Annotated in this window: 25 protein-coding genes and 3 pseudogenes; 16 read left to right on the forward strand and 12 right to left on the reverse strand. The window is 69.6% G+C overall.

The genetic code is table 11. From position 1 onward, the window contains the following. Positions 1-28 precede the first annotated feature (28 nt). Positions 29-559: a DinB family protein gene (locus ACIQM4_RS28265; RefSeq protein ID WP_401597189.1), complete on the reverse strand. Its 531-nt coding sequence runs from the start codon at positions 557-559 to the stop codon at positions 29-31. A 129-nt stretch (positions 560-688) separates the two neighbouring features. Continuing rightward, positions 689-970 carry a hypothetical protein gene (locus tag ACIQM4_RS28270; RefSeq protein ID WP_401597192.1) on the reverse strand — a complete coding sequence of 94 codons (282 nt, stop codon included), beginning with the start codon at positions 968-970 and terminating at the stop codon, positions 689-691. Positions 971-1308: 338 nt separating this feature from the next. On the opposite strand from ACIQM4_RS28270, the gene ACIQM4_RS28275 reads away from it, so the two are divergent. After that, positions 1309-1782, forward strand: coding sequence for a cytidine deaminase (locus tag ACIQM4_RS28275; protein ID WP_401597195.1), 474 nt, complete (start codon positions 1309-1311; stop codon positions 1780-1782). Positions 1783-1818: 36 nt separating this feature from the next. Here the strand turns inward: ACIQM4_RS28275 and ACIQM4_RS28280 are convergent, their stop codons facing one another. Next, entirely contained in the window at positions 1819-2703 is an 885-nt protein-coding gene (locus ACIQM4_RS28280) for a LysR family transcriptional regulator (RefSeq protein WP_401597198.1), read from the reverse strand. Positions 2704-2935: 232 nt separating this feature from the next. Here ACIQM4_RS28280 and ACIQM4_RS28285 point away from each other — a divergent pair, with 232 nt between their 5' ends. Together ACIQM4_RS28285 and ACIQM4_RS28290 are read left to right on the forward strand one after the other, a co-directional pair. Then, a complete protein-coding gene (locus tag ACIQM4_RS28285; protein ID WP_401597201.1) occupies positions 2936-3862 on the forward strand; it encodes an alcohol dehydrogenase catalytic domain-containing protein in 927 nt (308 codons plus the stop codon). A gap of 26 nt (positions 3863-3888) precedes the next feature. Further along, positions 3889-4968 carry a flavin monoamine oxidase family protein gene (locus ACIQM4_RS28290; RefSeq protein WP_401597204.1) on the forward strand — a complete coding sequence of 360 codons (1080 nt, stop codon included), beginning with the start codon at positions 3889-3891 and terminating at the stop codon, positions 4966-4968. A gap of 96 nt (positions 4969-5064) precedes the next feature. Here the strand turns inward: ACIQM4_RS28290 and ACIQM4_RS28295 are convergent, their stop codons facing one another. Beyond that, positions 5065-5409 (reverse strand): hypothetical protein, encoded by a 345-nt coding sequence (locus ACIQM4_RS28295; protein WP_401597507.1) that lies wholly within the window; start codon positions 5407-5409, stop codon positions 5065-5067. A gap of 92 nt (positions 5410-5501) precedes the next feature. Further along, a pseudogene (locus ACIQM4_RS28300) lies at positions 5502-5651 on the reverse strand (TetR family transcriptional regulator); the annotation flags it as partial. 119 nt (positions 5652-5770) lie between these two features. On the opposite strand from ACIQM4_RS28300, the gene ACIQM4_RS28305 reads away from it, so the two are divergent. The 9 genes and pseudogenes from ACIQM4_RS28305 to ACIQM4_RS28345 all read left to right on the forward strand — a co-directional run bounded on the left by ACIQM4_RS28305 (position 5771) and on the right by ACIQM4_RS28345 (position 14508). After that, the gene (locus tag ACIQM4_RS28305) at positions 5771-6487 is read left to right on the forward strand and encodes a GntR family transcriptional regulator (protein WP_401597207.1); all 717 of its coding nucleotides are present in this window, start codon (positions 5771-5773) and stop codon (positions 6485-6487) included. Between the two features lie 99 nt (positions 6488-6586). Then, positions 6587-7870, forward strand: a complete 1284-nt coding sequence (locus tag ACIQM4_RS28310; protein WP_401597209.1) for an MFS transporter — start codon at positions 6587-6589, stop codon at positions 7868-7870. Positions 7871-7957: 87 nt separating this feature from the next. Beyond that, a complete protein-coding gene (locus tag ACIQM4_RS28315; RefSeq protein ID WP_401597212.1) occupies positions 7958-9319 on the forward strand; it encodes an acyclic terpene utilization AtuA family protein in 1362 nt (453 codons plus the stop codon). A 2-nt stretch (positions 9320-9321) separates the two neighbouring features. Continuing rightward, positions 9322-9636 carry a DUF4387 domain-containing protein gene (locus ACIQM4_RS28320; RefSeq protein ID WP_401597215.1) on the forward strand — a complete coding sequence of 105 codons (315 nt, stop codon included), beginning with the start codon at positions 9322-9324 and terminating at the stop codon, positions 9634-9636. A 356-nt stretch (positions 9637-9992) separates the two neighbouring features. Then, positions 9993-10412, forward strand: coding sequence for a DUF397 domain-containing protein (locus tag ACIQM4_RS28325; protein WP_401597487.1), 420 nt, complete (start codon positions 9993-9995; stop codon positions 10410-10412). Positions 10413-10860: 448 nt separating this feature from the next. Continuing rightward, positions 10861-11763 (forward strand): ABC transporter ATP-binding protein, encoded by a 903-nt coding sequence (locus tag ACIQM4_RS28330; RefSeq protein WP_401597218.1) that lies wholly within the window; start codon positions 10861-10863, stop codon positions 11761-11763. Then, positions 11760-12543: pseudogene (locus ACIQM4_RS28335) on the forward strand (ABC transporter permease). The gene ACIQM4_RS28330 and the pseudogene ACIQM4_RS28335 overlap by 4 nt, the downstream one beginning before the upstream one ends. Before the next feature lie 26 nt (positions 12544-12569). After that, positions 12570-13868 (forward strand): sensor histidine kinase, encoded by a 1299-nt coding sequence (locus ACIQM4_RS28340; RefSeq protein WP_401597489.1) that lies wholly within the window; start codon positions 12570-12572, stop codon positions 13866-13868. Next, a complete protein-coding gene (locus ACIQM4_RS28345; RefSeq protein WP_401597221.1) occupies positions 13858-14508 on the forward strand; it encodes a response regulator in 651 nt (216 codons plus the stop codon). The genes ACIQM4_RS28340 and ACIQM4_RS28345 overlap by 11 nt, the downstream gene beginning before the upstream one ends. A 435-nt stretch (positions 14509-14943) precedes the next feature. Here the strand turns inward: ACIQM4_RS28345 and ACIQM4_RS28350 are convergent, their stop codons facing one another. Further along, positions 14944-16362: an MFS transporter gene (locus ACIQM4_RS28350; protein WP_401597224.1), complete on the reverse strand. Its 1419-nt coding sequence runs from the start codon at positions 16360-16362 to the stop codon at positions 14944-14946. A 148-nt stretch (positions 16363-16510) separates the two neighbouring features. On the opposite strand from ACIQM4_RS28350, the gene ACIQM4_RS28355 reads away from it, so the two are divergent. Beyond that, positions 16511-16969: a MarR family transcriptional regulator gene (locus tag ACIQM4_RS28355; protein WP_401597227.1), complete on the forward strand. Its 459-nt coding sequence runs from the start codon at positions 16511-16513 to the stop codon at positions 16967-16969. 672 nt (positions 16970-17641) lie between these two features. Then, on the forward strand, positions 17642-17941 hold the full coding sequence (locus ACIQM4_RS28360; RefSeq protein ID WP_401597510.1) for a hypothetical protein: 300 nt from the start codon (positions 17642-17644) through the stop codon (positions 17939-17941). 11 nt (positions 17942-17952) lie between these two features. On the opposite strand, the pseudogene ACIQM4_RS28365 reads toward ACIQM4_RS28360, so the two are convergent. Then, a pseudogene (locus ACIQM4_RS28365) lies at positions 17953-18267 on the reverse strand (MBL fold metallo-hydrolase); the annotation flags it as partial. Between the two features lie 620 nt (positions 18268-18887). Between ACIQM4_RS28365 and ACIQM4_RS28370 the strand changes: the two are divergent. Next, positions 18888-19334: a hypothetical protein gene (locus tag ACIQM4_RS28370; RefSeq protein ID WP_401597230.1), complete on the forward strand. Its 447-nt coding sequence runs from the start codon at positions 18888-18890 to the stop codon at positions 19332-19334. Positions 19335-19392: 58 nt separating this feature from the next. Here ACIQM4_RS28370 and ACIQM4_RS28375 read toward each other — a convergent pair whose 3' ends face one another. Further along, positions 19393-19938, reverse strand: a complete 546-nt coding sequence (locus tag ACIQM4_RS28375) for a hypothetical protein (protein WP_401597232.1) — start codon at positions 19936-19938, stop codon at positions 19393-19395. Positions 19939-20078: 140 nt separating this feature from the next. Next, a complete protein-coding gene (locus tag ACIQM4_RS28380) occupies positions 20079-20291 on the reverse strand; it encodes a cold-shock protein (RefSeq protein ID WP_401597235.1) in 213 nt (70 codons plus the stop codon). Between the two features lie 529 nt (positions 20292-20820). Between ACIQM4_RS28380 and ACIQM4_RS28385 the strand changes: the two genes are divergently transcribed. Continuing rightward, a complete protein-coding gene (locus tag ACIQM4_RS28385) occupies positions 20821-21081 on the forward strand; it encodes a hypothetical protein (protein ID WP_401597238.1) in 261 nt (86 codons plus the stop codon). 98 nt (positions 21082-21179) lie between these two features. On the opposite strand, the gene ACIQM4_RS28390 is transcribed toward ACIQM4_RS28385, so the two are convergent. From ACIQM4_RS28390 to ACIQM4_RS28400, 3 genes are all read right to left on the reverse strand, one after another. Continuing rightward, positions 21180-21551, reverse strand: coding sequence for an STAS domain-containing protein (locus ACIQM4_RS28390; RefSeq protein WP_401597241.1), 372 nt, complete (start codon positions 21549-21551; stop codon positions 21180-21182). Between the two features lie 3 nt (positions 21552-21554). Next, positions 21555-23012 carry a PP2C family protein-serine/threonine phosphatase gene (locus ACIQM4_RS28395; RefSeq protein WP_401597244.1) on the reverse strand — a complete coding sequence of 486 codons (1458 nt, stop codon included), beginning with the start codon at positions 23010-23012 and terminating at the stop codon, positions 21555-21557. Positions 23013-23642: 630 nt separating this feature from the next. Further along, a complete protein-coding gene (locus tag ACIQM4_RS28400) occupies positions 23643-24191 on the reverse strand; it encodes a nitroreductase family protein (RefSeq protein WP_401597247.1) in 549 nt (182 codons plus the stop codon). Between the last annotated feature and the right edge of the window lie 31 nt (positions 24192-24222).

The raw sequence follows: 24222 nt of genomic DNA on the forward strand, positions 1-24222 counted from the left end.
CTGGGCGTGTGGGGGCGGTGATGCGCGGTCAGGGGTGGGGGGTGAGGACGAGGTAGCCGTTCACGCGGCTGAGCTGGTCCGAGGCGGGGTCAGACGGCAGAGCGTGACCAAGGCGGTCGGCACGGACCTCACTGATCCACTGGTCGTGCTGGTACTCATGGTTGATGAGCGCGGTCAGCAGGTGGCCGCCGATGACGGTCAGCTGATCAGGGGCGCTGACCTGCCCGGCGGCGATGTCGCCGATGCGGGCGTGGACGCGTTCGGCGACGGTGTCGCGGAACGCGGTGAGCCGGTCGACGGTGGGCAGCGCGCCGCGGAATTTCTCCGGGTTGGCCGAGTCCATCAGGCCGTCCAGTTCCGGGTCGGGGCTGGGCTCGGCTGCGGTGAGGTTACGGATCATGAAGTGGGCGACGTGCGCCTGGTGGCCGAGGTGCCAGCCGATGGCGCTCGATTTCTCGTGGGGGCAGGTCACCTCTTCTGCGGTGAGGTCTTTCCACAGGTCGTCGGTGTAGGCGCGGGCGCGGTCGTACTCGCGCAGTAGCCGGTGCAGCTCGTGCATGGGTCTGCCTGTCGGTGGGCGTAGAGACGCGGGGTGCAGCTCCGGCGCGAGGCCGCCCGCAAGGAATCTCCGGCCGCGGGCGGCTGCCGGTGGGGGGAATTTGGCCGGCAGCCGCCCATGGTTGGGAGGTCAGACGCTGTCGTAGACGCGGGCCTCGGGGGCCGCTTGGAGCAGCGGGGACAGCCCGCTGGTCACGTCGCGGGTGAACAGGTCGCTTTCCAGGTACGCCTGGGCGTCTGCTGCGGACCGGAAGCCGTGCAGTACCTGGACGTCCTCGTCGCGGACGAGGAGTTCCTTGCTGGTGGCGCCCGGAACGGTGTCCAGGAAGGGATTCTTGTACTTGGCGTAGACGGCCGCGGCAGCGGAACGGTCGCCCGGATCGACCTGCAGCGTGATCTCAAGATATGCCATGGCTATGCCTCTCTCGTGCGGCGGGGACGGAGCCGTAGATTGCGGGCTTCGCCATCTGCCTGCAAAGCTAGGCATGAGTCGCGAGGTCCGGTAGAGGATCATGTTGAATGTCGCCATAACCTGTGGTTATTACTGGCGACGTTAGGCTGGCGCAGACAGTGAGGGCAGTAGCCAGCTCCGTCGGCCGAGCAGCGCAGGCCGGTGCGGGGCGGGGTGGTGCTCCGACCACCTCGCAGCGGTGCGCACCTCACTTCCGCGCTCCCTGCTCACCCGCTCCGGGCGCCCTTGGCCGCCGCCTGAACGACGGTGGCGGCCCCGATTCGCAGCGAAGGACTCACATGCTCAACCCGACCGTGCCTTTCAGTGACCTTCCCCCGGCGGAGACCCGCCTGCTGAAGCGGGCGCTCGAGGTCGCACCCCGGGCGCTGAACCCCGCATCGCGCTTTCAAGTCGGAGCGGCCGTCCAGGCGGCCAACGGGGACATCTTTACGGGTACGTTCTACGAGTCGTCCTCGTTCCCGCTCGGTGTGTGCGCCGAAGCCGCGGCCCTGGCCGCGGCTGTCACGGCCGGAGTGCGTGACTTCGAGGCGATCGCTGTGGTGGGCGGCGACCCGAGGAGTGGGAATCCCGGGCGGCCCGTCACCCCATGTGGTGGATGCCGCCAGCGCATCTTCGATGTCACCGGCGCACCCCGCCGGAACGTGGACGTGCTCTGTGCGGACCTGACCTTGTCGCAGATCTACCGGGTCGGTATCTGCGATCTGCTGCCTCTGCCCTTCGGCGCCGAGGCCCTGCCGCCCTCGCCGGAATGATCAGGACACCGTCCGCAGCTGCCGCTCCTGGCCGGATCAGCGGCGGGCCGCTGCCAGGCCGTCGGCCAGCCGGAGCAGGTCGGCACCGAGCGGGGACTCGGCATCCCAGACCGCCTCGAAGGAGATCTGGACCTCGCGCCCCTGGTCCATCAGGGGGCGGTGGGGGACGTCGGGCGAGGTGAGCTTGGAGCGGGGGACCATGGCCGCGCCCAGACCCAGCCGAGTCCAGTCCTCCAAAACCTGGTAACTGGCCGCCTCTCCCGGATACGTGCGCAACGGCATCTCGTGGGACTGGAAGAGCTGCGCGGTGAACGTGGTCAGGCCGCAGGTGTCGGGGACGAGAATGAACTGCTCCTCCCCCGCCTCCTGGAGTTCGAGCGGGGCGCTCGCGTCGGCGTCGGGGGTGACGACGACCACCGGTTCGACGTCGATCACCCGGTGCTCGAACCGCGGCATCGCGCTGACGGCCGGGATCAGGATGATGTCGAGCTGACCGGCACGCAGACAGCCGCGGAGCTCCTGCATGTCTGCCTCGCGCAGCACCAGGTCGCGAGGGACCGGCAGATCGCGGACCATGCTGAAAGCCCGGGTCACCAACGCGGAACTGATCAGCGGCGAAAGTCCCAACCGGATCTTCTGCGCGCCGGGTTCGGTGAGCCGCTTGGCCTCCACGGTGACCGCGTCCAGGGCGGCCAGGGCCTGTGTGATCAGCGGCAGGATCCGGGCGCCGAAAGCGGTCTGGGTGACTCCGCGCGGCGAACGTTCGAAGAGCTTGTCACCCAGGCGTTCCTCCAGCTTGGCGATGCCGTTGGACAAGGCGGGCTGAGTGACCCCGTACGCCCGGGCGGCGGCGCTGAAGGATTTCGTCTCGGCGACCGCGTGCGCGTAACGCAGCCCTTCGAGGTTCACTCGTTCTGCCATAGCCGTTCCTTATCGCCCTATTCACCGGTGTCTTCTACCGGGCCTCTTCATCAGTGCCTACGGTAGGAGGCGTGCTGACCCAGCATAAGCGTCTCCTATAGGAGCGAAATATTTTCGGAGAGGGATGGTGGCCATGGCGGGCAGGTCAGTGACCATGATGGTGACGGAGCCCGGGGGGCCACTGCGCCCGTCCTTGGACACACCCGCGCCGCCGTCTGCGCGGTGGGTGCGCGTGGCTGTCGGGGCGAGCGGCGTGTGCAACGCCGACCTCGGCACCGCCGATGCCGTCGGCAGCGGTACCACCTTCCCCGTCACGCCCGGGCATGAAGTCGCGGGGACGATCGCCGCGGTGGGCGATCTGGTCGAGGGCTGGTCGGTCGGGGACCGGGTGGCGGTCGGCTGGTTCGGCGGCAGCTGCGGGCACTGCGCCTTCTGCCGGGCGGGCGACGTCGTGCACTGCCCGGAGCGCAAGATTCCCGGTCTGTCCTACCCCGGTGGCTGGGCCCAGAGCATCACGGTGCCCGCCGACGCCCTCGCCCGTGTCCCCGACGGCCTCGACCTGTTCGACGCAGCCCCGTTCGGCTGCGCCGGGGTGAGCACCTTCAACGCCGTACGCAAGGCCGGCATCCCCGCGGGCGGACGGCTCGCCGTGTTCGGCATCGGCGGACTGGGGCACCTGGCCCTGCAGTTCGCAGCCCGTCTCGGCTACGAGACCATCGCCATCGCCCGCGGCGAGGAACGCGAAAAACTCACCCGCACGCTTGGCGCCCACCACTACATCGACAGCGACGCCAATGCGCCCGGAGCTGCCCTGAAGGCACTGGGCGGAGCCGACCTCATCGTCTACACCGCCTCCTCCACGGCCCCCGTGGATGAGCTGCTCGCCGGGCTGAACACGCACGGGCAGCTCACGCTGGTCGGGGTCGACGCGGGCTCGGTCACCGTCCCGGCGGCCCAACTGGTCATGAACGGGCACACTCTCACCGGCCATCTCACCGGCAGTGCACGCGAGACGGAGCAGGCCATGGAGTTCGCCGTCACCCACAACATCCGCCCGCTGATCGAGCGCATGGCGCTGAAACAGGCCGGCGACGCCGTGACCCGGCTGCGCTCCGGGGCACCGCGTTTCCGCATCGTTCTCGACACCAGCGGCCAATGACCGCCCGGCCTCGAAAAGGACCCCGTATGCCGCACCACGCCAGCCATGACGTGATCGTGATCGGCGCCGGCGCTGCCGGGCTTAGCGCGGCCGCCGCGCTGCACGCCGCCGGCCGCGACGCGCTCGTCCTGGAGGCCCGCGACCGGATCGGCGGGCGCCTGCTCTCCACTTCCGCATCCGCCTCGCAGCCAGGACTCGACCTGGGGGCCACCTGGTTCTGGGACGGTGAGAAACGGGTGCGGGCACTGGCCGCGCGCGGCAGCATCACCACCTTCGACCAGCACCTCGCCGGAGACACCGTCGTCCAGGACACCACCGGCACCCGGCGCCTCCCCGGCAATGTCCTCGACGCGCCCGCCCGCCGGTTCCACGGCGGAGCCCAGCGCCTGGCCGTCACTCTCGCCGGGGCGCTGCCTGTCGGCGGGCTGCGCCTGGACACACCGGTCACCGCCATCCGCCCGCACCAGCGGGGCGGCCTTCACGTGCACACGCAGGACGCAACGCTGCACGCCGAGCACGTCGTCCTGGCCGTCCCCCCAGCCCTGGCCCTGGAACGCATCGATTTCGCCGGGGCCCTCCCCGCCGAGCTGATACGCCTGGCCCGCGCCACCCCCGTTTGGATGGGCGCGGCGGTCAAGATCGTGGCCACTTACGAGTCCGCATTCTGGCGTCGGCTGGGGCTGGCCGGCGCCGCGATGAGCCGGACCGGGCCGCTGCAAGAGATCCACGACATGGCAGGACCCGACGGCCACCCCGCCGCCCTCTTCGGCTTCGCCCATGCGCGCACGCTCCGCCCCGGATTCGAGGGCGCCGTCCCCACGCTCTTGGCGCAGCTCTTCGGCCCTGGCGCGGCCACCCCCCGCGCCGTGTACGTGCAGGACTGGAGCACCGAGCACTGGACCGCGCCCTCGACCGTGCAGCGCCTTGCCGATTACTCCCTTTTCGGTCACTCCCTCTACCGGCAGCCGGCGCTCGAGGGCCGGCTGCACTGGGCGTCAACGGAAACCGCCGACGAGTACGCCGGACACATAGAAGGTGCTCTCGCCGCCGGAGAGCGCGCCGCGCAGGCCGTGCTGGCCAGGCCCTTCATCCCGGCACGGTCGTAGCAGTCGCAGCGTCCCTCGCGTCGGCCGTCAGGGGAGCACTCAGGTGAGCCGCGGCCCTGTACGGCCAATTCGGCACCAGCCGTGCTGCGCGGGTGCCTAGCGTCCCTCCAGTGCGGCGAAAGCCGCCTGGACGAGGTCGCCGAACTGTCCGATCGTCAGCTGCGTGGCCTCGTCATCGGCGCGGACGATGAAGAGCGCCCGCAGTGCGGAGATACCCGCCCGGGCTTTCACCGCCGCCTGGAGCCGCAGGGCCGCCGCATCCGGATGTGATGCGTTCGCCCCCAGGCGCTCATGGAGGGTGTCGGTGACCGCGGTCTCCAGCTCGGCGAGCAGGAAGCGGTCGGCGCGTGACTCGGGACCCAGGCGGACCGGCGGCCCCGCCGTGAAGATGGCGGGCGGGACGTCGTGCTGGGCAGCAAGCTCAAGGACGGCGTTGCGCATCGCCTCGTAGGGGGCTCCTCGGCGGGCCGGTCGCGCAGCAACTGGGCGAGGCGTGGAATGAGGTCGCGGACCTGACCGACGACGAGTGCTTCCTTGGTGGGGAAGTAGCGGAAGAAGGTGCGCTCACCGACGCCGGCTGCGTGGGCGATCGCGCTCACCGTGGTGTTGGCGAAGCCATGCTCGTCGAAGAGGCGGGCTGCCGCCTCCTCGATGGCCTGCCGGGTCTTCTGGCTGACGCCCATGCCGGCCGCAGAACTCCGCACGACCACGGTCAGGGGTGCGTGAAACTACTGGAGGGCCTGGCCAATGATTCACGTCCAAGCCATTGACCGTTTGCTATAGCACCAGTCATTCTGGCCCCATGAGCACTGACGCACTCGGTCCCATGGAGACCATGTCGCTGGCCGACCAGGCCTACCGGCGGCTGCGGACCGCGGTCCGCGAGGGAGTTCTGCGACCGGGCGAGAAGATCACCGAGCGCGATCTCGCCACCCGGCTCGGAGTGAGTCCCACACCGATCCGCGAGGCGCTGCGCCAGCTGGTGCACGAGAAGGTCGTCGAGCGGGTCGGACCGCGCTCCCTGCGGATCGCGGACCACTCCGTGGCGGCCCGCTCCGAGATCGTCGAGGCCGAGGTCCGCCTGTCCGCGCTCATGGCCCGCCTCGCGGCCCGCAACGCGACGGCCGAGCAGCTCACGGGCCTGGTGTCGCTGCTCGCGCGGAGCGACCTGATCGTGGCCGGCATCGAGGAGACGGTCGCCGAGCAGGGACCGGAAGCTGATGTCGCCGACCAGCTGACGGCTGTCTTCCACACGCTGCGACGCTTCCACCACCAGGTGGAGGCGTGTGTCGCCAACCCTGTCCTGGAGGGCCTGCTGGCTCAGGCCCGCGCCTTCAGTGACGAGGAGCGGCTCGACCTCACCATGAGGATCGTGCCCGAGCGGGGCGAAGCCTTCCGGGCCCGCTACCGCGAGCACCGTGAACTCCTGGACGCCCTCCTGGAACGGGACGAGGACCGCGCCGAGGAACTCGCGGCGCGCCACCACCGCGCCGCGCTGGTCCAGCTCTCCAACACCTGACCCGTCCACTCCCCAGTTGTCAGCCCGCCACCCGGCGTCGGGACACGCCCAACGGACTGATCTCACTCTTGCTATAGCATGTGGCAAACAGGAGCCGATATGACGTTCGATTCCCCCACCGCCACCGGCGCGGCCGCTCCGGCAGAGCCCACGGCAGGCGAGCGCATGAACCGCAGCGCGGTGCTCTGGGTCGCGATGGCCGTCTTCGCCCAGGAGGCGGTCTGGAACTTCTACGACGCCCAGGTGCCCGAGCAATTGCGGCACTACTTCTCCTCCGCGGGCATCATCGGGCTGATCATGGGCCTGGACCACTCCTGGGGAATCCTCACCCAGCCGTCGGTCGGGTTCTACTCCGACAGAATCGCCCGCCACCGGGCCGGCCGGTGGCCCATCGTGCTGGCCGGCGCGGTGATCGCCACCGTGCCGTTCGTCCTCATACCCTGGGCGACGAACCTGCCCGTACTGCTGGTGTGCGTGGTCGGGTTCGCTGCGATCGCCAACGCCTTCAAGGGCGTGACCGAAACATTGGTCTCCGACTACGTGCGACCGGGCAACCGCAGCAAGGCCCAGGGCTTCATCAAGGCCGGCGTCAGCCTGACGATCGTCGTCTCCTCGCTGATCAGCCTCCTCGTCGTCGACCGCAGCCTGCATCTCGCCTTCGCCGTCCCCCCGCTACTGATGCTGACCATGCTGGGACTGTCCTGGGCCTTCCTGGGGCGCCGCCACAGCGAGGCCGTACTGCCCGAGGAACAGGCCGACGGCGAACGCGGGTTCACCTCGCCCCGGGCCGTCCTGAAGGACGCGCTCCGCTCCCCGTCCAGCCCCACCCTGCTGCTGATGATCGGCATCTTCTGCTTCGCCGGCATGTGGTCGGCGCTGCGCTCGCTCACCACCCCGTACGGCACCCAGGTGCTCGGCCTGACCCGGGGCGAGGCCGGCGGTCTCGCCCTGCCCGGCGCCGTCGCCTTCCTCGTCTGCGTACTGCCGATCGCCTACCTCTCCAACCGGCTCGGGCAGTTGCGTGCCATGCGGCACGGCGTCGCCCTGTTCATCGCCGGGCTGCTCGTCGGATTCTTCTGGCCCAGCGTGCCCGGAACCGTCGTGTCGATGATCATTTCCTCCGTCGGGTACGCCTCGTTCGCCGTCAACGCACTCGTCGCGCTGTGGAACCTGGCCCCGACCCAGAAGGTGCTGGGCACCTACACCTCCCTGTACACCATCGCTTCGGCCTCCGGCATGGCCCTCGGCCCCGCCATCCTCGGCACCACCATCGACCTCACCAGCTGGCGGTACATGCTCCTGAACGCTGCCGTCTTCGCCGCCGTCACCTTCGCCGTCTTCACCCGCCTCGCCCGCCGCACCCCGAGCCGCGCCACCGGCTGACGCTCCCGCCCGCCGCACCCCGAGCCGCGCCACCGGCTGACGCTCCCGCCCGCCGACTCCACCGCACCCCCCGAAAGGCACCACCTCATGGAACTCCGCATCCTGGCCCCCACCGGCGCGCTCGGCGCCGGGTTCGACGCCGACGCCTTCCGGCGGGGCGTCAGCGCCCGCCCGGACGTGATCGCCTGCGACGCCGGGTCCACCGACTCCGGACCCGCCGCCCTGGGCTCCGGCACCCCCAAACTGTCCGCCCAGGCCGTCACCCGAGACCTGCGCCTGCTCCTCAAGGCCCGTGACGAGCTCGGCGTACCGCTGATCATCGGTTCCTGCGGCACCTCCGGACGCGACGTGGGGGTCGATCAGGTCGCCCGCATCGTCCGTACCCTCGCAGCCGAGGAAGACCTGCACCTCAAGCTGGGCCTGATCTACTCCGACCAGTCCGCGGCGCGCCTCCAGGACCTCTACGACGCCGGGCGGATCCAGCCGCTCACCAATGCACCGGCAATCGACCGGGACTTGTTCGAGCGCAGCCACACCGTCGCGATGATGGGCGTCGAACCCATCCAGGAAGCCCTTGAGGACGGCTGTGACGTCATCCTCGCCGGACGGGCCAGCGACACCGCCCTGTTCGCCGCCCTGCCCCATCTGAAGGGCGCCGACCCCGGGCTCACCTGGCACATGGCCAAGACCGTCGAATGCGGCGCGGCCTGCGCGATCCCCCCGTCCGCCAACGGGCTGCTCGTCACCTTGCGAGACGATCACTTCGACGTCACCACCCTGGCCGACGGCAGCCGCCTGACCCCGCGTTCGGTCGCCGCACACACGCTGTACGAGAACGCCGACCCCTTCCACATCGCCGAACCCTCCGGCGTCCTGGACACCACCGACGCCACGTACGAGGGGCTGGACGACCGGACCGTCCGGGTACGCGGCGCCCGCTACCTGCCCGCCGACGGCTACACCAACAAGCTCGAAGGCGCCGAACTCGTCGGCTACCAGACCGTCATCATCGGCGGCGTCCGCGACCGCGTCGTCATCGACACCCTGCCCAAGCTCCTGCCGATGGCCAAGCAGTACTTCGACGCCAAGATCCTCGATGTCTTCGACGGGGCCGTCGACCCCGCGGACATCGACATCGACTACCGCCTCTACGGTGCGGGAGCCGTCCTGGCCGGCCACGAACCCGAACCGCTGACACCTCGCGAACTCGGCGTCCTGATAACCGTCACCGCTCCCACCCAGGAAACCGCGCACGCCGTCGCCACGTTCGTCGCCCACGCCAGCAGCCACCTGCCCGTCCCGGAGTACGACGGCCTCGTCTCCACCCTCGCGTACCCCTACTCGCCCCCGGAGACGGACCGCGGCGCCCTGTACCGCTTCACCCTCAACCACGTCGTCACCGGCGTCACCCCCACCGAACTCTTCCGCACCACCACCGAGGAGCTGTAACCATGTCCACCCTGCTCGACCACTGTTCCCTGGTCCGCTCCAAGAACGCCGGTCCCTTCACCCTCACCTTCGACTTCATGTGCCACGACGAGGACGCGTACGACGCCCTCGTCGCCAGCGGCTTCCTCAATGAGAACCTCTTCGCCACCCTCTTCGGCGCCGACCCCCGGAACGTCCTCGTCGTCAACCACCCCCTGGCCCTCGCCGTCAAGGTCTCTCTCCCGAGACCCACCACCCAGGGCGACCTGCACGACAGCGACTGCTACGCCGGGCAGCAGTACGCCCCACTCATGGACATAGAAATCACCCCAGCCTGACGGAAGGACGTCTCGCTGAATCAAGGCTGGACGAAGTGAACGTGCGCCGTGATCATCGCCGGAACCGTCGGGGCGAACTGGATCTCCGACGCCGGCGGTGCCCTGAACACACTGCGGGTCTCCGGCTGGATCGCTGCGTGACCCTCGCCGGGGTGTGGATGCGCGGCTACCGCCAGCGCGCCGAACGTGCGGAGCGCACCCGCGAAGAGGTCGCCGCCCGGCGTTCGACATGGTCTTCTCTCCCGCCCCTGATCGTGCCGGCCCTCAACTCGCCGTCACACGAAGCGCGTTGTTCCTGGACTCGCAGGGACAAGTTGCTCGTCGTGCAGGCCCTTCTTCACCCCAGGGAGAAACACATGTCGCTGCCTTCGAGCGTCTGGCACAAGAGCACCTACAGCGGCGATTTCCAAGACGCCTGCGTCGAGGCTTGCGCAGCAGCGGACGGTACGGAGGTGCAGGTCCAGGATTCCAAGGACCGCGGGCTGGGCCCGCTTACGATCTCGCGTGCAGCGTGGTCGGCCTTCCTGGTCAGCCCGTACACCGAGGCAGGCGCCGCTGAGCGGTACGTACGTGAAGAACCCGGGGAAGTCCGCCCGGTGCACGGCGGTCCCCTTGGCGCGGCGATCCGTGCCTGTCTGCTCGAATTGGTGTTCTCTCACCCGGGAGTGTGGGGTTACGGTCGGGTGCACGCAAGATCGACAAGGGGGATCTTATGCGTGCTGCCCCTGGCCTGCCCGGACGTCCGCCGGCCATCCACGAGGACGCCGACGGCCTGACCGCGCGTCAGCGCAGTGTCCTGGCCTGTCTCCTGGACCTGCCGGCCTGCTCGACCACCCCCCCGATCCGGAACCCGTTCTTCTCCCGCGTGACCTGCAAGTTTTCATAGCCGGAGGTGTCCTCATGCCCGTGCGCCTTCAGGGAGACCTGCTGGTAGCGGGACACCGACCCGGGTGCCGCCTGGGGACGCCTGCGCAGGAGGGTTCGGCCAGGAACGACTGGTAGCTACGCAACCATCTCGTGGCCTGCCGCGGCGGCTGAGGTAGTGGCGGGCACGCAAGCCCGCTGAGGAAACCCCGAGGCAATGTCAGGGTCGTAGGGGTCGTGCGGTAGGGGGGCGTAAGGGGGCAACCGATCGGTTGACCCCCGGCGATCAACCCATCGGTTGACCCCCGGCGAGCGTGATGGGTGATGTATCAGCCCGGTCCGGCCCGGCACTTTGGGGGCATGACTCTCATTGAAGTTCACGATCTGCGCAAGAGCTACGGCGGGCGACCCGTCGTGGACGGCGTCTCCCTCCCGGTGGAGGCGGGAGAAATCTTCGGGATTCTCGGCTCCAACGGCGCCGGCAAGACCACCACCGTCGAGTCCATCCTTGGACTCCGCGTTCCAGACGGCGGTACGATCCGCGTGTGCGGGCTGGACCCGGTCGCCGACCGCGCACAGACGACACACATCGTGGGAGCGCAGCTGCAGGAGAGCGAGCTGCAGGGCAAGCTCACCGTCGCCGAGGCACTCCAGCTGTACGCCGCCTGCTACCCCAACCCCGCCGACTGGCGCACCCTGGCCGCACGCCTCGGCCTGGAGGGAAAGCTCGACACCCGTTTCGCACAGCTGTCCGGAGGCCAGAAGCAGCGGCTGGCCATCGCGCTCGCCCTGGTCGGCACCCCTCGGGTCGTCGTCCTGGACGAGCTGACCACCGGCCTGGACCCGGCGGCGCGGCGCGAAGTGTGGTCGCTGATCGAGGACGTCCGGGCGAGCGGCGTCACCATCCTCCTCGTCACGCACTTCATGGAGGAGGCGCAGCGGCTGTGCGACCGGGTCGCGATCTTCGACCGGGGGCGGGTCGTCGCACTGGACACCCCGTCCGGTCTGGTGGCGCAGTCCGCGAGCGGCACCGTCATCTCCTTCACCCCCTCCCGCCCACTGGAGGAAGACGTCCTCGCTGCCCTGCCGGGTCTCGCTTCCGTTACACACCATGAGGAAAGGGTCACCCTCGCCGGCACCGACGAGACCGTCAACGCGGTGATCAGCCTGCTCGCCCGCAACCAGGTGAGCGCCCACCAGCTGCGCGTCACCGACTCCACTCTCGATGACGCTTTCCTCGACCTGACAGGAGCCGGAGCATGAGCGCCGCCACCGCACCCCCGGCAACTACCACTACCGCCACGCCTCGTCCCGGGCGGGCCGTGCTGCGCGCCGAGCTGATCCTGTTCTTCCGGGAGCCCGGCTCGGTGTTCTGGGTCCTGGCCTTCCCCACGCTGCTGCTGTTGGTCCTAGGCCTCATTCCGTCCATGACAGAGCCCAAGGACGAGATCGGCGGCCTTTCCACCGTCGAGGCCTACGTGCCCGTCGCCGTGCTCCTTTCGATGATCATGGCTGGTCTGATGGCCATGCCTCCGGTGATCACCGGCTACCGTGAGCGCGGCATCCTGCGCCGGATGTCCACCACCCCCGTGCGCCCCACCGCCGTTCTCGGTGCTCAGGTGGGACTGCACGCCGCCGCCTCGCTGATCTCCGCTGTGCTCACCCTGGATGGGGCGCATCTTCTCCGACGTCGCCCTGCCGAGCCAGGTCGTGGGCTACCTGCTGACCCTGCTGCTGGCGGTGGTGTGCGTGCTGGCGCTCGGCGCGCTGATCTCCGCGCTGTCCCCCACCACGAAGATCGCCCAGGCGGTCAGCATCTCGGTGTTCTTTCCCGCGATGCTCGCAGCCGGCGTCTACATGCCCATCCAGCAGATGCCCGACCTGATGGCCAACATCGTGGAGGCATTGCCCTTCGGCGCCGCCGCCCAGGCCCTGAACCAGGCCACCGCCGGCGACTGGCCGGACTCGATCCACCTCGGCGTACTGGCACTGTGGACGCTGGTACTGTCCGCGTCCGCCGCGCGCTGGTTCCGCTGGGAGTGACGAACGTGTCACGCGCGCCGGGCGCCATGGCCGACACTGAGGGCGTGGCACCGGACGCATCCCCCTCAATCACCGAGCCGCAGGCCGCGCACCACGCGCAGCCGCGGTTACTCCTTCGCTTCAGCCCTCCCGTCCTCCTCGGCGTCAGTCTGGTGCTCGCCGTTGCGACCTCGTCCCTGGTCGGCATGGACGGCGCTGACTGGTTGGCGGCGGGGATGCTTGCCGTCGCGGCGCTCGTCCTGCAGCTGTGGTGGGACCTGGTGGCACGCAGCCGGCCCGGCCCCAGTGCGGCCGGTGCCGTGTACTACGCGCTGCGCTCGGCCCTGGCGTTCGGCCTGGCCTGGATCAACCCGTTCTGCGCTTTCTACGCCGCGGTCGGATGCTTCGACACCGAGCGTCTGGTGCCCCGCCGCTGGGTTCCCCTCGGCCTGCTGGCCACCGCCGTGACGATCGCCGGCGCGCAGATCGGAGGTCTGCCGCCCGACGACCTGGCGAGCTGGGTGTTCTACGGCGTGCTGGTCGCCACCAACATGGGCATCTACCTGACCGTCCAGCAAGACGCGGAGAAGGAGGAGGACCGCGCCAAGAAGCGGGTGGCGACCATCCGCGAGCTGGAGCACACCAACGTCGCGTTGGAGCGGGCCCTGGTGGAGAACGCCGCCCTGCACGACCAACTCCTGCTCCAGGCAAAGGAGGCCGGGATCGCCGACGAGCGCCGCCGGCTGGCGGCGGAGATCCACGACACCGTCGCCCAGGACCTGACCGGCGTCATCACCCAGCTCCAGGTCGTCACCGACACCCAGGAACAGGACAAGGCCCGCGTCCACGCCGAACGAGCCCTGCAACTGGCCCGCCACAGCCTCCGCGAGGCACGCCGGGCCGTCGCCAACCTCGCGCCCGTCGCGCTGGCCGAGGACGACCTGCCCGAGGCGTTGAAGAAGACCGTCATCCGCTGGTCCGAACGCACGGGTGTGCACGCCGAGTTCACCCTCACCGGCTCCGACAAGCCGCTGCACGAGGAGGTGCAGGCGACGCTGCTGCGCATCGCGGCGGAGGCGTTGTCCAACGCGGCACGCCACGCGAAGGCCACCCGGGTCGGCGTGACCCTGTCCTACATGGGCGAGGAGGTCGTGCTCGACGTGCGCGACGACGGCCACGGCTTCGACCCGTCCGCCCTGCCCGAGCGCGACACCGCGTCCGGGTTCGGTCTGAAGGGCATGCGTGCCCGCGCGGTGCGGCTGGCGGGGGAGCTGACCGTGGAGTCTGAGCCGGGCCTGGGCACTGCCGTGTCCGCACGCGTACCGTCGGTGCCCTATGAACGCTGAGAACAACGGGGCGATCACTCTGCTGATCGTTGACGACCACCCGGTGGTGCGCGACGGCCTGCGCGGCATGCTGGAGCCCGCGGACGGCTTCACCGTGCTCGGAGAGGCGTCCGGCGGCACGGAGGCGGTGGAGATGACGCTGCGCGTGGACCCGGACGTCGTCCTGATGGACCTTCGTATGCCGGCCGGCAGTGGCGTGGAGGCCATCGCCGAGCTGACCCGGCGTGGCGCCCGGGCCCGTGTGCTGGTGCTCACCACCTACGACACCGACTCCGACACCCTTCCCGCGATCGAGGCCGGGGCGACGGGGTACTTGCTGAAGGACGCGCTGCGCGATGAGCTGGTCGCGGCCATCCGGGCGGCGGCGGGCCGCACCGTGTTGTCCCCGGCGGTCGCCTCACGCCTGGTCACGGCGGTGCGCGGCCCCACCGCGCCGCCTGTCGGGGACACGATCTCCGCACGGGAGTTGCAGGTGCTGGAGCACGTTGCGCGCGGCGCGTCGAACCGGGAGATCGCTCGTGCGCTGTTCATCAGCGAGGCGACGGTCAAGACGCATCTGATCCACATCTACGGCAAGTTGGACGTGAGGGACCGGGCGGCGGCGGTGGCGGCCGCGTACCGGCGGGGCATCCTCGGCTGACCGCCGGCATGGGCGAAGTACTCCTCACCAGCCTGCACCGCAGCCCCGAGCGACCCCTCGGTGACGCCGTCGAAACGGTAGCGGACATGCACCTGGTTCCCCTCGTAGGGCGTCTGCGGACGGAGTTCAAGTCGCCACTCGCCTTTCGGGGTGACCGCCGAGGTCGTTGTATGACTCCAGGACCCCCTTGGCCGGCCCGCGTTCTCGACGGAGCCTTCGGGGTGAACCTTGGCCGTGAACGACGGGCACACGGACTGCGGCCGGGCAGCTGCATACGCAGCACCCCGATTTACCCGCAGACAGAAACTCGATTCATCAGGCTGTACGGAGGGGTGGGCCTCTGGTGTCCGACGAAGGGCTGCTGGGCCGCCACCTGGTAGGGCTGGCGGCCCAACCGCCCGCCAGCTCGCCCTGCTGGAGAACCGGTCCCTTGGGTCAGCGACCGGGTGTCGTCGTCTCCCGGGGGACCGTGGTCTGTGTGGAGTCTGCGGGCTTGGCTTTGGTGTGATTGCGTACCAGCAGGCAGGCGAGCGCTCCAGCCACGACCACGGCGATCGGCAGGATCGTGGTGACGTGCATCGTGGCGATGAACGCGTCGGCGGACGTCTTGCCCGTGGCCCGCTCGGCAGCCAGTCGGCCCTGCAGCAGAGCACCGACCGTCGCCGCGCCGATGACTGAGCCGATCTGACGGGCCGTGTTGTTGACGCCTGAGGCGACGCCGGCCAGCCGGGGCTCGACATTGCGCATTGCCTCGGTGGACATCGGAGCGACCACACAACCGATGCCCAGGCCTGTGACCACGGTCGCAGGGATGAACGCGTACCAGGGCGTGGCCACCCCTGCGATCAGCACAATCGCGAGCATCCCGGTTGCGTACAACGTCAGTCCGGCCATCAGCAGGTATTTTCCGCCGATGCGGTCTGAGAGCCGTCCGGCGAACGGCCCGACGGTCATCGACACCAGCGAGGACGGGGCAAGCACCATTCCGGCCTTGATCGCGCTCATGTGCAGTACCGACTGCAGATAGAGGTTGAACGGCAGCACCAGCCCGATCATGGCCATCGACACCAACGCGACGAGCACGGTCATGACGGTGAAATTACGGTCGCGGAAGATCTCGAACGGCACCAGCGGTTCCTGGTCCTGCTTGCCGCGCTGGTTCAGCACAAATCCCGCGACGAGCAGGGCGCCGGCGGCCAGCAGCGCCCAGATACCGGGGCCCCAGTGGTAGTGCTCGCCCTCCTGGAGGGCGAAGGTCAGACAGAACAGCGCCGCTGTGGCGATCAGTACGCCCAGCACGTCGAAACGGTGCTTGCGGCCATGCCGGAGGTCGGGGACGACCAGGAAGGTAAGGACGAGCGCGGCCAGGCCGACGGGCACGTTCACCAGGAAGATCCAGCGCCAGCCGACCGTGGAGACCAGGATGCCGCCCAGGGTGGGGCCGGACAGGGTGGCAAGACCGGCGACCATGCCCCAGACCCCCATGGCGGCACCACGCCGCCGGGCGGGAAAGACCGAGACGATCAGGGCCGTCGTCTGGGGCACGAGCAAGGCGGCGCCCAGCCCCTGGACAGCACGGGCGGCGATCAGCACGGCGGGGCCCGCGGCCGTCCCGCAGGCGACGCTGGACAGCGTGAAGATCACCAGCCCCGTGGCGAAGAGGTTCCGCGGCCCGAACAGGTCCCCGAGGCGGCCGGCGGTGATCAGTAGCACCGCCAGGACCAGTGCGTAACCGCTCACCACCCAGAGCGTCTGGTCGAGCGAGGCACCCAGCCCGTCGATCATCTCCGGGATCGCGATGTTCACGATCGTCAGGTCCAGCAGGGTCATGAAGAACCCGACGGAGAGCGTCACCAGGACAGCCCACGGGTTTGCGTGCCATTTCCGCACAGTGTCCACCCCTTCACCTGGTCCCCGGAGTTTCCGGGATCCGACCATGAGGGTAATCCATCGAACTCGATACATCACAATAGATGCATCGAGTTCGATGTACGGTGACGGCATGAATGGAGTAGAGCTGTTCCTGCTGGGACGAACCCTGATGAAGATCGGCGAGGAAGCCATGCCGGAGCCGCAGGGGGGCAACGAACGCCACCCCGGTACCGTTCGGTCCGTCCTGATCACGGTGAGCGACATCGCCGCCCATCCGGACAGTGCCGTCGGCGAGATCGCCGCACGCACCGGCCTGCCACAGAGTCAGGTGTCCACCGCCGTCGCTCGCCTCAAGGAGACGGGTGCGATCACGACAGCACCCGACCCCGCGGACCGTCGCCGCCTTTTGGTCCGTCAGTCCCCCGGCCTCTCGGACCGGGTGGAACAGGTCCGGGCGACCACGATCGACGACGCACTCGCCAGAGCGCTTGGTGCCGACGATCCGGAACGGATTCAGGAAGTCGCCGGAGCCCTTGCTGTACTCGCCCGACACTTGCCTCCGCGGGCCCTCGCCAACCTCCGCCCATAGGGGGGCGAGGAGCTAGTAATGGTCGGGCCCCGTCCGCGATTGGCTGGTCACGTCACCTGTGCATCGCAGGGGACTGCACTCCAGCCCCCGTGAGGAGTCACTCACCGGCCCGTACCGGCTGTCCGTCCCTCACGACCAGGCGCGGGCGCCCCGTGGCGAGGATGTCGGCGAACGGGTCACCGTACAGGGCCACCAGTACAGGGCCACCAGGTCAGCGTGGCGCCCGGGACCAGGCGTCGTCGGGGGCGGTGGAGGCTCGCCGTACAGCCGGACGACCTGCCCGTCACGTACGAGGGCCTCGGTGGACCCGAACCGGGTTGCGTCACCAGACCCGCAGAGCGCCGACACAGCCGTCCGGCTCGCCGCCGCCGACCGCGGCAACCGTTTCCAGTCCTGACAGATCGACGGCTGCAGGCACGAGGGGCTCACCCCGTCAAAGGCGCGCATACGCGAGGAAAAGGCGGCGACGAGACCGGTGGTGCAGGGATACTCACGATTCTCGGCAAGTCCACCGTTGCCGCCAAGATGGTCGCCAGCCGCGCCCGCGCAAAGGTCCACGCCACGGACTGACCGACGGGCTCCGGACGCGAACACCGTGAAGTCGTCCCGGCGTTCGGCGCCGCCGCCCGCAGCGGCGACTTCGAAGCACTCCCGCGTGTCCTGGACCCCGACGTGGAGCTCACCGTCGACACCGCGGACGGCGTCATCGTCACCCTCGGCGCCACCAAGGTCGCCACCGGTGCCCGCATGTTCTCCGGCGAGGCCGCCCACAACCGGCCCGTGCTCGTCAACGGCACCCCCGGCCACATGTCCTGGCGCCCCGACGGGACCCCTCTGTCCCTCATCACCTTCACCGTCGCCGAAGGCCGGATCACCGCCATCCACATCGTCGTCGACCCCGCCAAACTCGCCTCGATCCGCAGCCGCTGCCCGCCCGAGGTAATGACGTACTCGGCATGTCCGGGCGAGTGACCGGCGGTGATCCTCATCCGTACGCCCGGGAAGATCTCCTGTCCGTCGGCCACGGTACGGATGTGCGGTGTCAGGACGGCGACCTCCTGCGCGTCGAGGAGGTCGCGCCGGTCCCATTCCGGTTCGGACACCAGATAGTCGGCATGGGCGAACGCGAGCCGGTCGGCGCCAGGTGCGAGTTGCCAGGCCCAGCCGGTGTGATCGGGGTGCAGATGGCTGAAGGCCACTGCCTCGATCTGCTCGGGCCTGCAGCCGAGTTGGGCCAGGCTGTCCAGGAGCGCGCCCCGTGGATCGCGCCGCGTTGGCCGTCCGGCGCGGGCTGCCATGACTGGGGTCCGAACCCTACGTCGATCAACAGTGCGCGGTCGCCGTTCTCCACCAGCAGGCCGGCGATGTCTGCCACCAGGCTGCCGGACTTGTCCAGGTACTCGGGGTGGGCAGCCCGGACGTCGCCGGTTGTGTCGGGGATCAAATCGCGCGGCCTCAGCCGCACCGCCCCGTCCGGTATGCCAGTCGGCCGCCGCAGCCGCTCTGCCTGGTCAATCTGGGACGTGGCCGGTTGGTTGCCGACGAGCAAGACCTGGCTGCGGCTGGAAGAAGCTCAACGACTTTACGAACTGCAGGTGCGGGACCACGGGCGCCGCGCATGGTGAGCTGTCCGCCGCATCGGGGGCATGGGATGCCGAGGTGAGCCCGGCGTGGACGCCTCGGTCGAGTGCGCCCCGGTGCAGGCCGTGAGTGGAGAGAGGCTTCTCAGGCGCTCTCCTTGGTCCCGCTTCGGCGAAACAGACGCGCGGTGCGGGCACAACGGGTGCGTGCCGGCCGCCTGCCTGTGTGCTCCGTCGTGGTCGGCCGATCATCACGCCTACCGCCACCGGCGGCTGAACCTCCCTGCCGTTTCCGGCACTTGGGGCACCGTCCTGCGCTACGAAGACCACGACCCACTGTGATCTTTCGAAGGACGAAGTCCCTGCGCCTGACCCTCCCCCTGGCCGCGACCGCAGCCGTACTCGCGGGCCTGCTCGCCCCCGGCGCCGCCGCCGCGCCCGCACCCGGAGCCCCGTCACTCGGGCTGCCGGGCGACGTCCTGTCCATGCCGCTGCAGAACGCCCTCCAGGTGCCGCTTCGGGCTCCGCGCCCGCCGGAACCCGTCCCGGCCAACGCGGCCGCACGGAGGACGGGGCCCCGGAATGCTCGCGAAGGAGAGGCAGCGGACCGCCGGCCAGAGTACGGGGTGCGCATCCAGTTCCACGCCGTTACGGACTGCTGGATGCGCACCGGCCGCAAAGCCCACGTCATCCCCGTGGCCGACGCCCTGCACCTCATCAACACCGACCCCGCCTCACAGGCCTGCGACGCCTGCGTCAGCGACACCCCGGCCCAGCTATATTGACCCCCGACAGGTGATCTTCGCCGTTTGCCGTGTGAGTCTTGACCGGTTGGATTGGTTCCTACTCGTCGGAGTCCGTGGGGCGGGCGTGTGCCCAACGCTCTTCGAAGTCGCTCTGGCTGATCTCCTGACCGGCCAGCATTGGGGCGAAGAGGTCCACCACTGGTGGATTGAATGACCAGTCGTCGGGACCACTGCGAAGGGTGATTCCGCTCTGCGGCAGTTCCACCTGGCGGAGCCGACGCCCGTCGGAGCCGACCTCCATCAGGTAGTCGACCCGTTCATCGTCCTCCTCCCAACGGCGCCGCAGATACACGATGTTCCTGTCCGCCAGTGCACCGAAGCCCTCCTGTCCGCGCTGCGCATCACGCTCGGCACGCAGCTCGTCCAGGCCCGCAGGCATTCGGGGCGCGTCGACGTCGGCCTCCTCCAGCTCTTCCGCCTCGAACCGGGCCACGGTCTCGGGATCGGCAACCACCTCGACCCAGGCGAACACTTCACGCACCTCCCGCGCCGACCGCGCCCGGACCCACCACCACGAGCCACCCATTCCGTAGTCGTGCAGTACGAGAAAGCGGCCCTTGTCCGTGACGTCTTCACCCACCATGGAACCCGACCTTAACGATGTACCGACAAGGCCACAGGCCCGGCCAGACTCACATCAGCCGTCAAGATCATCTGTCAAAGGATGCCCTTTGGCAGATGATCTTGACCGACCGTCAAACCTTCTTGACGCCCTACCAGGACTCAGCCCCCCACCTGAACCTCGTCTGCCTGCATACCCTTTGGGCCCTGCACGGCAACGAAGGACACCTTCTCGCCCTCCCTGAGATTCCTGGGGCCCTCCCCCCGGATCGCCCTGTAGTGCACGAACAGGTCCGGACCGGTTTCCGGGGTGATGAACCCGAACCCCTTTTCGTCGTTGAACCACTTCACGGTGCCGCTCTGCCGCTCCGCCATGTCCACTCCTCCTTGAATCGCGCGCTGTAGCCGGACGCGCAAGACGTCCCGACGAGCTGATCATGGCCGACTGGAGGACGGAACCCGGGACAAGCACCGCCACCGGAAGCGAGCGGAGCCAAGCGGTCAGATTCACCTGTCAAACGATCAAGATCGCCTGTCAGAGGCCAAAGAACCCGGACTCTTTCGCGCCATCTGGCCCGATCCGATACTATCGAACAGGTATTCGAAAAAGGTCTTCAGGGAAGGGCTCGCGGCCCGTGAGGGGGAGCACCTCGTGTCCGATCGCTCCATCCTTCGCGTCCCAGCGTGGGCGCCGCGCCCAACCGGATGCTTGCCTCCATGGCCGCCGACGCGAGCGCTCCTGGCCAGCCCACCGTCCTGGTCCTCGATGGTGTCGAGGCGTTCCTGCGGCCGCGGCCGGCCGCCGCGCTGCCCCGTGTGGGCCCGGCCACCGCGATGACGGCCCGCCGCCTCCTACGCCCTGCTCACCCTCGACGACCCCCGCGTACGGATCGTCGGCCTGACCGTGCCGCGACCGGGCCGGCTGCTGGTCCGTCTGCAGTCCTTCGCGGAGGAGCCCCTCACCTGCCGGCTCACTCCGCGCTTCCCCGTCACCGACCCGTGGTCCGCGGACTTCCTCGGCACACCCGCCGCTCCGCTCCACCCCGCCGCGGACGGCTCCTTGCCCGTCCCGGTACCCCGCCTCGGCACCACGGCGGTGTCACTGGCCATGGGAGTGACCTTGCCGAAGACGTGGTTGGCGGGGGCCTCCGGGTCGTTGCCGTAGAAGCACTTTTCGGAGGTGTCCGCGGCAGCTCCCCCGCGCTGCCCCGCCGGTGCGACCGAACTTGGACGGCTTGTCACTGGAGTGGGACCGGGCCTGGGTCAGGCGGGCTCGGGGGCCATGGCGGCGCGGGCGTTCCTCGCAGCATCGGTGTTGGGGTAGGACGACATGATGCTGCTGAGTCCGGTCAGGTCGAGCGTGCGCAGCAGGCGGTCGGGGACCGCAGCCAGGGAGAGGGAGCCTGCTGCGGCCATCGCGCAGCGCATGATGCCGATCATGGCGTTGAAGCCGGAGGAGTCGCAGAAGGTGGTGCCGGTCAGGTCCAGGATCAGGTGCGGGTGCCCCCTGGCGATGACTTCCAGCGCTTCTTTGCGCAGGGCGGGGGCGGTCTGTATGTCGATCTCTCCGTCCACGCTGAGGATGGCCAGATGGCCGTCGATGCGTGTGATGGTGAGGGTGAGGTCGTCGGTCACGGGTCAGTGCTCCTGGCCTGTGCGGGCCGCGCCGTAGGCGGGCGTGGTGGCCAGGGTGTGGGAGGACGACGCGGTGGCCGGTTGCCCGGCAGCCGGCTCCAGGGGTACGGAGAGCGCGAGCAGGGCGACGTCGTCGCCGGGGCCTGCGGGCAGGCCGGCGATCAGATCGATGGTGTCCTCGATCAGGCGCCCGGCGTCCGGGAAGGTGCGGGTGGTGAGGAAGGCCGCCACACCCTCTTCGCCCAGCATGGTTCCGTCCGGGAGGCGGGCGTCGGTGAGCCCGTCGGTGTAGAGCAACAGGCCGTGGCCCGGGGCGAGGTGCAAGGTACGAGAGGCGAACCGGGCGCCCTCCAGCGCGCCCACGAGCATGCCACCCGGGGGACGTACCCCCTCCACCACCAGTCCGCCGGCATCTCCGTCCTCGCGCCGGACGTGGAACGCGGGCGGGTGGCCTCCCATGGCCACGGTCACGGTGAAGCCGTCGCCGGGGGCGGGGTGCAGCGTGCCGAAGACGCAGGTGCAGTACCGGCTGCCCGTCGAGGGGTCGAGCAGCAGGGCGCTGTTGAGGGCGTTCAGGACGTCGGTGGGGGCCTCGTGGTGCTGGGCGGCCTCGCGCAGGGTGTAGCGGGTGAGGCTGGTGACGACGGCGGCCTCGGCGCCTTTGCCGCACACGTCGCCGAGGAAGAACGCCCAGCGCTGACCGCCCAGCGGGAAGACGTCGTAGAAGTCACCGCCGACGTCCCGCGGTGAGTCTGTCTGGTAGTGGCAGGCCAACTCCAGCCCTGGGATCGCCGGCAGGGCAGGGGGCAGCAGTGTGCGCTGGAGGGTGGTGGCGAACGCGGTGATCGCCTCCGTGTCCTGCTCTGCCTGCACCCGCGCCTCCTCCTGGGCCTTGCGCCGCTGCTGCTCCCCGCGCAGCAGGCGCAGGCCCGAGAGGCGCAGCTCCATGGCGTCCAGGACCATCGCGGCCAGGTCGGCCAGGGTCGCGGTGTCGTCCTCGGTGATCAGGCGTGGCTTGGTGTCCAGGATGTTGACGGTGCCCAGCCGGTGCCCGTCCGACGTGATGATCGGCGCCCCGGCGTAGAACCGCACGCCCAGGTCGCCGGTGACCAGCGGGTTGGTGCAGGCGGCCGGGTCGGTCGTGGTGTCGGGGATCACCAGGGTGTCGTCGCGCAGGATCGCCGACCCGCACAGCCCCGGGTCCCTCCCGATCTGGGCGACGCCGTCCAGGCCGTGGACGGCCTTGAACCAGATCCGGTCGGCATCGACGATCGTCACACTCGCCACGGGAACGTCGAACAGACGGGCCGCCATCGCCGCCACCCGGTCGAACGCCCCGTCCGGCGGGGTGTCGAGGATGTCGTAGCGGCGCACCGCCTCCATTCGCGCCGCCTCCACGTCAGTCGGTGGCACCGCCTTCAGCCATGGTCCGTCCGGCGAAGCGGCAGGAAGACCTGTCATCGCTCAGCTCCTGCTCTGCGCAACGGACCGGTTCCAGCGCCCGGCCCTCGACCGCAGACCCTACGGCACCAGAAAAACCAGAGAATGCGCCGAGCCGCGCACCCACACGGACAGCCCTTTTCCGTTGACACGGAAGTCTGGTTTGTGCCGTTCGAGTTGGGTGACTCGCGACGCAGGTCGTCGGGACCAGTCGCTGCAGGTCAGCACCGTTCGACCCATCGTGTGAGCGGTCCGACAGCTGCCACCGGACCAACGGTGGCGATGACCGGGCGGGTGCCGCAAGAGCCGGTAGCTATCAGCGCACGGGCAGCGGTCAAACTACGCCGGTTCCAGCAGTACCGCCGACAGGGTCCGGCTGACGATCGGGGCCTTCGTCAGCGAGAGCCCGAAGCACTCCTCGATGAGGCCGAGCGCGTTGCGGTGTATACCTCCCCGTCGTCGTCGGGGACGGGGAGAAGGGGCCCGGGTCAACAGCCGCACGGTCGGCCGGCCCTTGCCCGGCTCCCAGGACAGCCGGGTACGCGTGGCCGAGGCTGGTCGATCAGGAATTGGGACGAGCCCAGCGTCAAAGGGTGCCAGGGCACCCCGGCCGGCCCGTCCCGGTGGCACGGAAAGCGGGACGCCCAGGCGTCAGGTGCGCAGGACGCACACACGGTCCGTGACGTCCTCGACCCTCCGACGGTCCGGCCGCACCCGGACACCGGGCGTCCCGATGTCCAGGGAGCCCAGCAGCTGTTCGTCCGGGCCGATGCCCAGCAGCTCCCGGCTCCGCTCGCTCCGGCACCACCGCCCCTTGCGCCAGACGCTGCCGAAGCCGCGGGCGTGCAGCAGCAGCATCAGGCCGTAGGCGACGTTGCTCGCCGCGGCGAGCTGCTCCCACTCGGGCACCCCGCGCTCCGCGATCGGCGAGAAGACGAGCACCGCCTTCAGGGGTGCCCGTACGGACTCCTCCCCGGCCGGGGCTCCTTCCGCGGAGTCCCCGCAGTCCTCCGCGTCGGCGCCGAGCCGGTCGCCCACCGCCGCGAGTTCCGCGTCCCGGAGCAGGATCCAGCGCCACGGGCGCAGTCCGCCGTGGTCGGGGGCGGCGGCAGCTCCCTTGAGCAGGTAGGCGAACTCCTGGTCGGAGGGTGCCGGACCGGCGAGTTCGTGAATGCTGCGGCGCGTCAGAATGGCCGTCATGACGTCCAAGGCAGGTACTCCTCAGTACGGA

This window comes from Streptomyces sp. NPDC091272, assembly GCF_044757485.1.
Lineage (GTDB): Bacteria > Actinomycetota > Actinomycetes > Streptomycetales > Streptomycetaceae > Streptomyces.

What these genes read in the sequence shown, in the direction of transcription:
- ACIQM4_RS28265 (WP_401597189.1), bottom strand. Translation starts at nt 559, where the DNA reads ATGCACGAGCTGCACCGGCTACTGCGCGAGTACGACCGCGCCCGCGCC.
- ACIQM4_RS28270 (WP_401597192.1), bottom strand. Translation starts at nt 970, where the DNA reads ATGGCATATCTTGAGATCACGCTGCAGGTCGATCCGGGCGACCGTTCC.
- ACIQM4_RS28275 (WP_401597195.1), top strand. Translation starts at nt 1,309, where the DNA reads ATGCTCAACCCGACCGTGCCTTTCAGTGACCTTCCCCCGGCGGAGACC.
- ACIQM4_RS28280 (WP_401597198.1), bottom strand. Translation starts at nt 2,703, where the DNA reads ATGGCAGAACGAGTGAACCTCGAAGGGCTGCGTTACGCGCACGCGGTC.
- ACIQM4_RS28290 (WP_401597204.1), top strand. Translation starts at nt 3,889, where the DNA reads ATGCCGCACCACGCCAGCCATGACGTGATCGTGATCGGCGCCGGCGCT.
- ACIQM4_RS28295 (WP_401597507.1), bottom strand. Translation starts at nt 5,409, where the DNA reads ATGCGCAACGCCGTCCTTGAGCTTGCTGCCCAGCACGACGTCCCGCCC.
- ACIQM4_RS28305 (WP_401597207.1), top strand. Translation starts at nt 5,771, where the DNA reads ATGAGCACTGACGCACTCGGTCCCATGGAGACCATGTCGCTGGCCGAC.
- ACIQM4_RS28310 (WP_401597209.1), top strand. Translation starts at nt 6,587, where the DNA reads ATGACGTTCGATTCCCCCACCGCCACCGGCGCGGCCGCTCCGGCAGAG.
- ACIQM4_RS28315 (WP_401597212.1), top strand. Translation starts at nt 7,958, where the DNA reads ATGGAACTCCGCATCCTGGCCCCCACCGGCGCGCTCGGCGCCGGGTTC.
- ACIQM4_RS28320 (WP_401597215.1), top strand. Translation starts at nt 9,322, where the DNA reads ATGTCCACCCTGCTCGACCACTGTTCCCTGGTCCGCTCCAAGAACGCC.
- ACIQM4_RS28325 (WP_401597487.1), top strand. Translation starts at nt 9,993, where the DNA reads ATGTCGCTGCCTTCGAGCGTCTGGCACAAGAGCACCTACAGCGGCGAT.
- ACIQM4_RS28330 (WP_401597218.1), top strand. Translation starts at nt 10,861, where the DNA reads ATGACTCTCATTGAAGTTCACGATCTGCGCAAGAGCTACGGCGGGCGA.
- ACIQM4_RS28340 (WP_401597489.1), top strand. Translation starts at nt 12,570, where the DNA reads ATGGCCGACACTGAGGGCGTGGCACCGGACGCATCCCCCTCAATCACC.
- ACIQM4_RS28345 (WP_401597221.1), top strand. Translation starts at nt 13,858, where the DNA reads ATGAACGCTGAGAACAACGGGGCGATCACTCTGCTGATCGTTGACGAC.
- ACIQM4_RS28355 (WP_401597227.1), top strand. Translation starts at nt 16,511, where the DNA reads ATGAATGGAGTAGAGCTGTTCCTGCTGGGACGAACCCTGATGAAGATC.
- ACIQM4_RS28375 (WP_401597232.1), bottom strand. Translation starts at nt 19,938, where the DNA reads ATGGTGGGTGAAGACGTCACGGACAAGGGCCGCTTTCTCGTACTGCAC.
- ACIQM4_RS28380 (WP_401597235.1), bottom strand. Translation starts at nt 20,291, where the DNA reads ATGGCGGAGCGGCAGAGCGGCACCGTGAAGTGGTTCAACGACGAAAAG.
- ACIQM4_RS28395 (WP_401597244.1), bottom strand. Translation starts at nt 23,012, where the DNA reads ATGACAGGTCTTCCTGCCGCTTCGCCGGACGGACCATGGCTGAAGGCG.
- ACIQM4_RS28400 (WP_401597247.1), bottom strand. Translation starts at nt 24,191, where the DNA reads ATGACGGCCATTCTGACGCGCCGCAGCATTCACGAACTCGCCGGTCCG.